Genomic DNA, 8,751 nt, shown 5'->3' on the forward strand with positions numbered 1-8,751 from the left:
TCTAGCCTCCCGGGCCTTTCAGCCCCTGCACGACGACGCCGGCGCGGTCACCTCGGAAACGAGGGGCCGCGCCGGCGTCGTTAAAATCCGGAACGGTGGGGGTCAGGTCCCCGGTAGTCCCGCCAACTCGATGGCGAGGTTGTTCCGGGCCGGCTCCTCCCACAAATCCCGTCCGCTGGTGGTGCCGAAGAGCGTTTCGGTATCGAGCAGGGACCGCAGGACGGAGGCGCGGCCCCGGGCGAAGTCGGCATCGGAGACCGTGGCGTAGTCGCGGCGCACCGCGGAGACATAGCGTCGGTAGGCCGGGCCGGGGCGGGCCAGGACCTCCAGATCGGCATCGCAAAGCAGCCGGCCACCGGCGTCGTGCCCTGCGGGGCGGTGGTCGGCGGTCAGACGGACCAGCCGGGCCACCTCGTCCACTTCGGCCGTGGGCAGACCCGCCGTGGGAAGGAGCTCTTCGGCCAACCGGGCTGAATCCTCCTCATCCCGGCCGGCGACTCCGGCATAGACGGCATCGTGGAACCAGGCCGCCAGCCACGGTGCGCGCGGATGCGCTCCAATGGCCTCCCCGCGCGAACACAACAGGTCCAGGGCCCGCAGAACGGCCAGCAGATGGGCCCGGTCGTGGTAATGCCGGTGCGGTTCGGACCAGCGTTCCATCAGTTCTGAGGCGATCCAGGGGCAGCCGGGCAGCATCCGGTCCCAGGCATCGGTGAGGACCCCTTGGAGGCGCTCGGGGCGTTGGTGGGCCGGGACGCGCACCCCGGAACGGATCAGCCGCCGCGCCAGCTCGGTGGCCGGGACCGGATGCGCCCCCGCGGCAACCAGGCCATCGAAGCGCCGGAGGGGGACGTCATAGTGGTCGCGGTCGAACGCGCGCCGACTCAGCCCGGCAGCCGTGGCAAAGGCGTGGAGTTCCTCCACCGAGACGTCGGAGACCAGATGTGAGAACACCGTGCCGTGGGCCGGCCACAGCGGCGGATCGATGAGGATGGCCATGGACCCAGATTACCGGTGATCCCAATCGCGCAACACGGCCCGGGCGGCATGCCAGCCGGCCATCCCGTGCACACCCCCGCCCGGGGGCGTGGAGGAGGAACAGATGTAGAGTCCCGCCGTCCCGGTGTTGTAAGGCCGCAAGGTCGGGGCAGGGCGCAGGACCTGTTGGAGCCCACGGAGTGATCCGCCTCCGATGTCCCCGCCCACCAGGTTGGGGTTCCATGATTCCAACGCCTGGGGTGAGGAATCGACCCGGCCGATGATGCGGTCCTGGAATCCGGGGGCGAAGCGTTCGATCTGGGCATCGATGAGCGGGGCCGCATCGGCGGTGCACCCGTTGGGGACGTGGGCGTAGGCCCACACCACGTGGCGACCGTCCCGGGTCCTGCTGGGATCGGCGGTGGATTGCTGGCAGAGCAGGACGAAGGGCCGGGCCGGCAGGTGCCCCCGCTGGGTGGCCGATTCTGCCTCGGTGATCTCCTCCATCGTCCCGCCCAGATGAACGGTTCCGGCTTCGGCAGTCCGCGGGTCGGACCAGGGGATGGGGCCATCGAGCAGATAGTCGACCTTGAAGCCGCCCATGCCGTACTTCCACTTCGCCAGATGGCGGCGATAGCGGTCCTCCAACCCGGCCCCCTGGAGTTTGAGGATCTGGCGGGGGGTGAGGTCCAGCAGGACGGCATCGGCCCGGGGAAGATCGCGCAGGTCGGTCACCGGGGAATTCGTGTGGATCTTTGCCCCGTGCTGGTCCAATACCGCTAGCAGGGCATCCACGATGCGGCCGGTTCCACCCCGGGCCACGGGCCATCCCAACGACTGCCCGAGCCCTCCGAAGACCAGGCCGAACGCGGCGGTGAACGGATGGGTGGGGGGCAGCATGGAATGGGCCGCTGAACCGATGAAGAGTGCGCGGGCTTCCTCGGTTTCGAAGAGGCGACGGGCCAGGAGATGGGCCGGCCAACCGGCCCGGATGCCGAAGGAGGCCATCGACAGCGGATGCGGCGGCAGACGCAACAGCGGCCCGGTGATGTTCTCCAGCGTTCGATGAGGATGCTTGACCACCGGCTGGTGCAGCAGGCGCCAGGCGTTCCGGTCGGAGCCGAGGCTCGCAGCGGTCAATGAGGCATCGCGTTGGAGCAGTGCGGAGTCGCGTCCGGGCAGCGGATGGGCCATGGGGTAGGTGGGGTGGACCCATTCGAGCCCGTGGTCGGCCAGACCGAGTTCCCGGAAAGCCGGGCTGCCCACGCCGAAGGGGTGGCCCGCGGCACCCAGATCGGTGATGAAACCTTCCCCGAGTGGTTCTGCCGATCGTGCTGCGCCTCCCGGCAGGGGGCCTTGTTCATGGATCGTCACGTCAACGCCTTGGCGGGCCAGGAAGGCCGCGGCGGCCAAGCCGTTGGGGCCCGATCCGACGACGATGGCCGTACGTGACATCAATGACTCCGTCTTCGAGGAAGTTGTCCATCGACAACCCTACAGTGGGCCTCGGCATGGTTGGCGGTGCTGCCTGTCGGGGACCGTTCCGCCCCTAGGCCGGTACGTTGCTGCACTTTCCTCCGATGGTCAGCGTGGGCAGTGTCGCGACGGCACTCATCGGTGCGGATGTCCAGGCTCCCGCCGTGCTGGTCAGGGTCAACGTGATCTTTGCCCCGAGGCCCAACAGAGCGCTGAGCAAGCCGACCGGGACCTCGGTCCTGTAGTTGTTCGGCCCGGCGTCGGGATGCGAGTCATCAAGGAAGGAAAAATTGTTGAGTTTGTCCACGATGCTGATACCCCGGTTGCTTTTGGCCTCAAATCTGATGTCCTCCAGCGTTTGACCGGCGGGAAGGTGCCAGTAGAGCAGGATTTTATCCGGCTTCAAGGCATGCGGGACGTACGTGCAGCCGCCGTTCGGGGTGGGGGATTCGACCCGGAGGGCGGTGAACCGGCCCGACGAAGATTCGGCATCCGCCCATTGGGCCTCGGTGGGTTCCGCCATGCCTGCCCCGGAGGCTCCGAGCAGAGTCAGCGCCAGCACGGCGACCAGCAGTGGTGAGGACCGGGACAACAACCGGCGGACGGAACGCACGTCAGCCACGATGGGACCTGCGTTGAACGACCCGGGCGACCAGGGAAACGGCCACACCGCCCACGACGGCGATCAATCCCCAGAACAGGGCACCTAGGACGTCCCCGCCGGTGGAGGGCAGTGGCTCAACGATCGGGCGTCCGGGGTCGGCTACGGAGCCCTCGGAAGGGCTCCCCGTCCGGTCTGTCCCGGTTTCCGGCGACGGACCGCTTGGATTGGCCGAGACCTCTTCGCCCGCCCCGGCGACGACCAGCCTGAGCCGGGTCACCGCATCCTGGGCCACTGCGGCATCGCTCGGGACACGGACCTGAAGGCGGACCCAACGCTGTTCCCCGGTTCCGAAAGACAGGAGGGGGCCAGAATTGGTGTTGCCGGATGCCGAAATCCCCGCCGCTGGGACTTCCGCCCCGGGGCAGCGTCCCTCATGCCAACGCGTCGTGCAGGCCGTCGTGGTGATCTCCAACGGGAGGGCTCGACGCCCGGTGAAGGCATAGCCGACCTCGATCTTTCCGGGCGAGGGCGGATCGGCGCTGATCCCGACCTGCCAGACGACCGAGTCGCCGGGAGCCAACGTCGTCATCGCTTCCGGATCCGCCACGGAGGTCAGTCTCAGGTACCGTCCGTTGATCTGGCGGTCCGCCGGGTCTGCCTGGGCCGAAGGGACCGTCAGGGTCATGGGGGAGAGGAAGACCGCCATGCCGAGCAGGAGAGTAAGTGCTCCTCCTGGATGGCGCCCTGGGCGGCGGATCTTCGGGGAGGGGGCGGATGTGCCGGTCCGGCTTTCGCAATACGCTGGCGTTTCTTCGGTGGTGGCCGGTCCTGCGGGGGCGTTTCCTGAGGCTTTGTCCTTCGTGTTCCCGGGCGGACGTGGCCAAAATGTCCAAGTGACTAGGGCCCCGGCAGCGAGCGTGATCAGACCGAGGACCCAGGGCCTCGACATGCCAACAATGACCTTGGCCATCCCCGGAACATGCCAAAGCACCAGGCCTGCCTCGGCCACCGTGTAGGGGGCGATGTCCGCGGTGTCATTGGCATCGCCCTTGAGCCGGATGACGCGCTGGCCGGCGGCATCTCCAGGGGACGACTCCACGACCCGGTGCGTAACGGGCAGCTTTCCCGGACGATCCACCGTGATCACGTCCCCGACGCTGATCTGCTCGGCAGGAATCTGTCGGATGACTGCCACCGACCCTGCCGGGATCGTCGGGGTCATGGAGCCGGTCTTGAACATGATCAGCGAAATATTGAAGACGAAAGCCAACACCACCAGCACCAGACACAGGGCCCCTCCGACCGCAGCGAGGTTCAGGACCAGATCACCAATGAGTTTCCCGGCGGAAGGACGGCGGGATCGGGTGGGGACAGGTCGCATCTACGTGGCCGATGTTGCGCTGAATACCCAGGTCGCGGAACCGGATTTTCCTTGTGCCGTGTTGGGCGTCTTAGCCGCCAGGGTCACCTCGAAGCAATATCGGACGGTGTTCGCTCCAGCTGCGGAGACGGCTTGAGCAGGGAGGGGAAAGACCGTGCCGATGTTCTGGGCCGCCCCGGTATAGACGGTTGAGGAACACTTGGTTCCGGCTGGTACTGCTGCCGCCCGGTAACTGAGGTTCCCGGTGATGGCCGAGTCCCCGGCCACCGTGGCGTCGGTCACGGCAACAGTTCCATCGATCGTGGTTCCAGCAGTGGTCCGAACGTCGAACGAGGCGAAGGCCTTATCGCCTGGGGTCATGCCCGTGGCAGCGAAGTCCAAGGATGCAGGTGCGTCGCTGGGGTGCTTCGCGAAAGCGCTGCCGTTCGTGGAGCCTTGGATGCCAAAGACACTGGTGCCGAAGGTCCCGGTAGCATTTTCACCATCGGTCCAAGCCGCCAACGTCGTGGCACCACCCACACCGATGACCAACGCGCCGATCAGCAGCGCCCGGATTTTAGCTCGGCGTCCGCCGGTGCGTTCTGGTGAGGTTGAGCCATGTGTTCCCACGATGTGCTAGCTGTCCTTGCTGGTCGCCGTGAATTCCCAGGTGGAAGTGCCTGTCTGGTCCTGTGCCAGGTCGTCGTCGGCCGTGACTATGAAGCAGAGATTGGTGGCTTCGCCGGCCGACGCCGCAGCACCCTTGGCCAGATCGAAGGCGGCTGCACCGGAGACGGAGCCCAAAGCGGTACCTGCCGGGACCAGGTCGGTGCCCGCGGTGTCGGAATCACAGCCGAAGGCCTCGGTCTGGATCAAACGGTAGCTCATGCCGGTGGTCGTTCCACCGGCGGCTGCCGTGATATCGACGGAAGCATCATTGGTCGTCGTTTCATCCAGGCGAACCGAGAACGGAGCGTAGACACTGTCGTTCGGGCTCATGTTTTCCGGGTTGACCTCGAAGGTCAGTGCGGCGGCATCTTCGCTGCTGGGGTGGTCGGCGAATCCCTCGGTCGAGCTGGTGGTGCTTCCCTCCAGATTGAACTGTCCGGACGCGAAGGTCCCCTGGGCGAATTCGGAGTCGTTCCAGGCCGCGAGCGTTACTGCGGCCCCGACCCCCACCACCAGTCCTCCGACGAGAACGGCGCGGAACTTCTTCTTTGAATCTGCCTGCATGGCTTCCCCCTCGTGCGGTTGGTGCCAGCCCACATCGCGGACTAAATGGGACACCCGGAACCATGCTATGGATTCAAGGGTGACCTGTTGGGAATCCAGGATATTTCTGGCTAGTCGGACGCTGCACTCTGGCCGATTGGCTATCGTAGGCCCGCCGCCGGTGGGGAGGGTGTGCGGGAGGGTTTCTAGCGGACGAAGGAGTTGGCGTCTCTGGTGTCCAGGAGTCCTGCTTGGGCGACGGCCACGGCGAGTTGTACGCGGTTGCTGATGTTCAACTGGGAATTGAATTTGGCTATATGGGCTTTGACCGTGCCTTCGCTGACATGAAGGGTAGCGGCGATTTCCTGGTTCGTGCAGCCCTGGGCGACAGCGATCAATAGCCGCTGGTAAGTTCGCCGCAGCGGGCAATGATCTGCTCCTGGGGCCCGCCCTCAGCCGAGCCTGGAATCTGGAGTCGTTGTTGATCAGATGAGGAGGAGAAGATCTGATGGCCGAGGGAGACGAGTCTCAAGGCAGAGGACAGCTCACGGACAATGGAGCTCTTGGCGAGGAAGCTGCTGGCGCCGGCCGCGTAGGCGCGGCTGATGCTGACGGCGTCGTGAACCGTGGAGAGGAAAACCACCTTGACCTCGGGGGCCTCTGAGCAGATCATCTTCGTCGCCGTCAGACTGTCGACATCGGTGACATTGGTTTCCATCAAGACGATGTCGGGTTTGGCCAGGATCGCCGTCTCCGCGGCCTCGGTTCCGTTGGAGGTGACGCTCTCCAATTCGAGGTCGCAGGTCTGTGAAAAAATATGCCTGACGGCGAGTAGCGACATGACATCGCTATCCGCGGCATGGACTCTGAGCCGCTTTTCGCCCATGTTTTCTCCCTCCGGAGCCCCCTGGCTCTCCGTGGACGCTGCCGAGGCGTTCCCTCGAGTACTTATACGGCTATGGAACTATTAATAGCCTACTTTCGGGGCGAGACCTCAATTCAGCAGGGGCATTTCGCGCCCTGGTGCCCGTCGTCGACGTGAGGCCCATCGGCTATTCATGTCTAGCTGAACGGCCAGACCGATCCGCCATTTGAATCCTTAGGGTTCTTCGTGGGGGGATCTTGGCCGGAAGATGGCTGCTCCCACCACTTCATCACTAGATCGCAAATATTTGGGAGGGCCTTTGAGCTTGGCAACTAAACCATTGGAGGTCGGGAAAAGACGTTTCCTGACCCCCAAGAGAATTCTGGCGGGCACGATGGTTTCCAGCCTCTTGATGTTCCAGACGGGAATCGCTTCGGCCGCCGATACTGATGTATCGGAAGCCCGTGGACAGGTTATTTCCAGCGATGTGTTGAGCCTGGACCTTCTGGAAGCCGCCACCAGCGAAGCAGGCGTGCCGAGCAACCCGGGCGAACACTATGAGCCGCTGAACGTCGGCGCACTCGGTGCTGTGAACCTGACACTTCCGTCGCTGCAACTGCCGTTGATTGATGACGGCAGCGGTAATGGTCTGCTGGATCTTGGCGCACTCGGTGCGCTGCACAGCTATGCGGAAGCCACGGAGCCGACCAAGGCCACTGCTTCGGCCGGCCTGGTGGGCGCGGACGGGGCCATCGATGCCAACGCCGGTGGAGGCGGAAGCTCCGAAAACGCAACGGTCGAGCTCACTCGCCTGCTGGGTCAGCTGGGTGTTGACGGTCTTACCGATGAAGTCATCGATCAGCTCAACCTTGAAGTCGGGGCAATCGCCTCGACGGCAACCCTCGATGCAGGGACAGGCAAGAGCGATTACACCGTTGCCGATCTGAAGGCGAACGTCAACAGCCCGCTGGTCGGATCGCTGAGCGGCGACCTCGGTGACGTTGTCAACGGTGTGGGAACCACGCTGAACGGGGCGGTGGGCGAGAACGGGGCCATCACCGGCGCCCTCGAAGACGTGCTGAGTACTGAAGTCAACCTCGGCGTCGCCAAGGTGAATCTTGGGCCGACGGAAATCTCCATCGGTAATTTGGATTCCGCTCTGGAATCAATCAACGACGGCCTCTTGCAGTCGACCATCACGGACACCGACGGGCTGGTTGCTCTGAACCTGGCGGATGGAACCATCACCATCGACCTGGAGAAGGCGGTTGCCGGCGGAACCCTCAATGGGTTGCCAGCCAACACTGAAGTCATTAGTTCGGCTACTCTGCAAAAGGTGACCGATGGTCTGGCTGAAGCGGTCGGTTCGTTGACCGATCAGCTCAACACGGAGCTGACGAAGGCTATCAACGAAGCAACATTGACGCTCGAAACAGGCCTCAGTGTTAAACCGCCCTTTGTCTCTGCTACTACAGGGAACCTCACAATTGACGGCGCCTTGGGCGATTTCTTGGGAACCTCCGGGGCAGACCCGAACGTTGACGCGGAGATTAGCCTTTTGCCGACTCTGCTCAACCCGGTGTTGGATTTTGTCGCGGATAGCTTGGTTGTTCCGCTGACGCAGAGTGTCGGCGCAGTTGTGAACCCGTTGCTTAGCGGTCTGACTGACAGCCTGACGGGTGTTGCGACTCCGGTTCTGAATACCCTCTCCCCGGTTCTGAGCGGAGTTCTGGACGAGGTCGTATCAGTCACCATCAACAAGCAGAGCGGCAGCGCTGCAAACCTGGGCACCGAATCTCAGGACGTCACGTTGCCGGCCGACTTCCACGTCTCCGCACTCGCACTGTCGTTGTTGCCGCGCGCTGATGCAGCCAACGTGGGACTCGCAACGTCATATGTGCGAATTGCCGAAGAGGAAATCGAAACAGTTGCCATCACTAATCCGGCACCGGGCTCGGAAGTCACTGCACCTGCGGGAGGCACCTCAGACGTTCCGGTTGAAGGAACAGGGGAACCGGGTGAGGAAGTTGTCGTAGTCCTCGACGGCGACGATGGAACTTCACAGACAGCAACCGTGGATGAGGACGGAACCTGGTCAGTCACGTTCCCGGAAGTTGAGCCGGGTGATCACACTGTCGTTGCTACGCAATCCGGTGATGATTCCACGGCTGAAACCGATTTCGCTGTTGTCGAAGACACGGACGCTGATGCGGCTACTGCTGCTGACGCTGACACCGATGCTGATGTGAACGCGAC

The 8,751-nt window shown here is 64.0% G+C and carries 9 protein-coding genes; 1 reads left to right on the plus strand and 8 read right to left on the minus strand.

What is annotated here, in order from left to right:
- Nucleotides 1-102: 102 nt before the first annotated feature.
- The 8 genes from ACT3S2_RS15395 to ACT3S2_RS15430 form a co-directional block, all read right to left on the minus strand.
- Nucleotides 103-999 carry a DUF4031 domain-containing protein gene (locus tag ACT3S2_RS15395; RefSeq protein ID WP_444555408.1) on the minus strand — a complete coding sequence of 299 codons (897 nt, stop codon included), beginning with the start codon at nucleotides 997-999 and terminating at the stop codon, nucleotides 103-105.
- Between the two features lie 9 nt (nucleotides 1,000-1,008).
- A complete protein-coding gene (locus ACT3S2_RS15400; protein WP_444555409.1) occupies nucleotides 1,009-2,433 on the minus strand; it encodes a phytoene desaturase family protein in 1,425 nt (474 codons plus the stop codon).
- Between the two features lie 94 nt (nucleotides 2,434-2,527).
- Nucleotides 2,528-3,076 carry a hypothetical protein gene (locus tag ACT3S2_RS15405; protein ID WP_444555410.1) on the minus strand — a complete coding sequence of 183 codons (549 nt, stop codon included), beginning with the start codon at nucleotides 3,074-3,076 and terminating at the stop codon, nucleotides 2,528-2,530.
- The gene (locus ACT3S2_RS15410) at nucleotides 3,069-4,439 is read right to left on the minus strand and encodes a signal peptidase I (protein WP_444555411.1); all 1,371 of its coding nucleotides are present in this window, start codon (nucleotides 4,437-4,439) and stop codon (nucleotides 3,069-3,071) included. Before ACT3S2_RS15410 ends, ACT3S2_RS15405 begins: the two co-directional genes overlap by 8 nt.
- Nucleotides 4,440-5,048, minus strand: a complete 609-nt coding sequence (locus ACT3S2_RS15415) for a SipW-dependent-type signal peptide-containing protein (RefSeq protein ID WP_444555412.1) — start codon at nucleotides 5,046-5,048, stop codon at nucleotides 4,440-4,442. It lies immediately after the preceding gene.
- Between the two features lie 6 nt (nucleotides 5,049-5,054).
- Entirely contained in the window at nucleotides 5,055-5,651 is a 597-nt protein-coding gene (locus ACT3S2_RS15420; protein WP_444555413.1) for a SipW-dependent-type signal peptide-containing protein, read from the minus strand.
- A gap of 185 nt (nucleotides 5,652-5,836) precedes the next feature.
- A complete protein-coding gene (locus ACT3S2_RS15425; RefSeq protein WP_444555414.1) occupies nucleotides 5,837-6,028 on the minus strand; it encodes a response regulator transcription factor in 192 nt (63 codons plus the stop codon).
- Nucleotides 6,025-6,516 (minus strand): response regulator, encoded by a 492-nt coding sequence (locus tag ACT3S2_RS15430; protein WP_444555415.1) that lies wholly within the window; start codon nucleotides 6,514-6,516, stop codon nucleotides 6,025-6,027. Before ACT3S2_RS15430 ends, ACT3S2_RS15425 begins: the two co-directional genes overlap by 4 nt.
- A 304-nt stretch (nucleotides 6,517-6,820) precedes the next feature.
- On the opposite strand from ACT3S2_RS15430, the gene ACT3S2_RS15435 reads away from it, so the two are divergent.
- On the plus strand, nucleotides 6,821-8,751 hold a 1,931-nt coding region (locus tag ACT3S2_RS15435; RefSeq protein WP_444561889.1), incomplete at its 3' end, for a choice-of-anchor G family protein.

It is taken from the genome of Arthrobacter sp. AOP36-A1-22 (assembly GCF_052377615.1).
Taxonomy (GTDB): Bacteria; Actinomycetota; Actinomycetes; order Actinomycetales; family Micrococcaceae; genus Arthrobacter_H.

Coding starts and splice junctions, on each gene's coding strand:
- ACT3S2_RS15430 (WP_444555415.1), bottom strand. CDS start 6,516: ATGGGCGAAAAGCGGCTCAGAGTCCATGCCGCGGATAGCGATGTCATG.
- ACT3S2_RS15400 (WP_444555409.1), bottom strand. CDS start 2,433: ATGTCACGTACGGCCATCGTCGTCGGATCGGGCCCCAACGGCTTGGCC.
- ACT3S2_RS15395 (WP_444555408.1), bottom strand. CDS start 999: ATGGCCATCCTCATCGATCCGCCGCTGTGGCCGGCCCACGGCACGGTG.
- ACT3S2_RS15410 (WP_444555411.1), bottom strand. CDS start 4,439: ATGCGACCTGTCCCCACCCGATCCCGCCGTCCTTCCGCCGGGAAACTC.
- ACT3S2_RS15420 (WP_444555413.1), bottom strand. CDS start 5,651: ATGCAGGCAGATTCAAAGAAGAAGTTCCGCGCCGTTCTCGTCGGAGGA.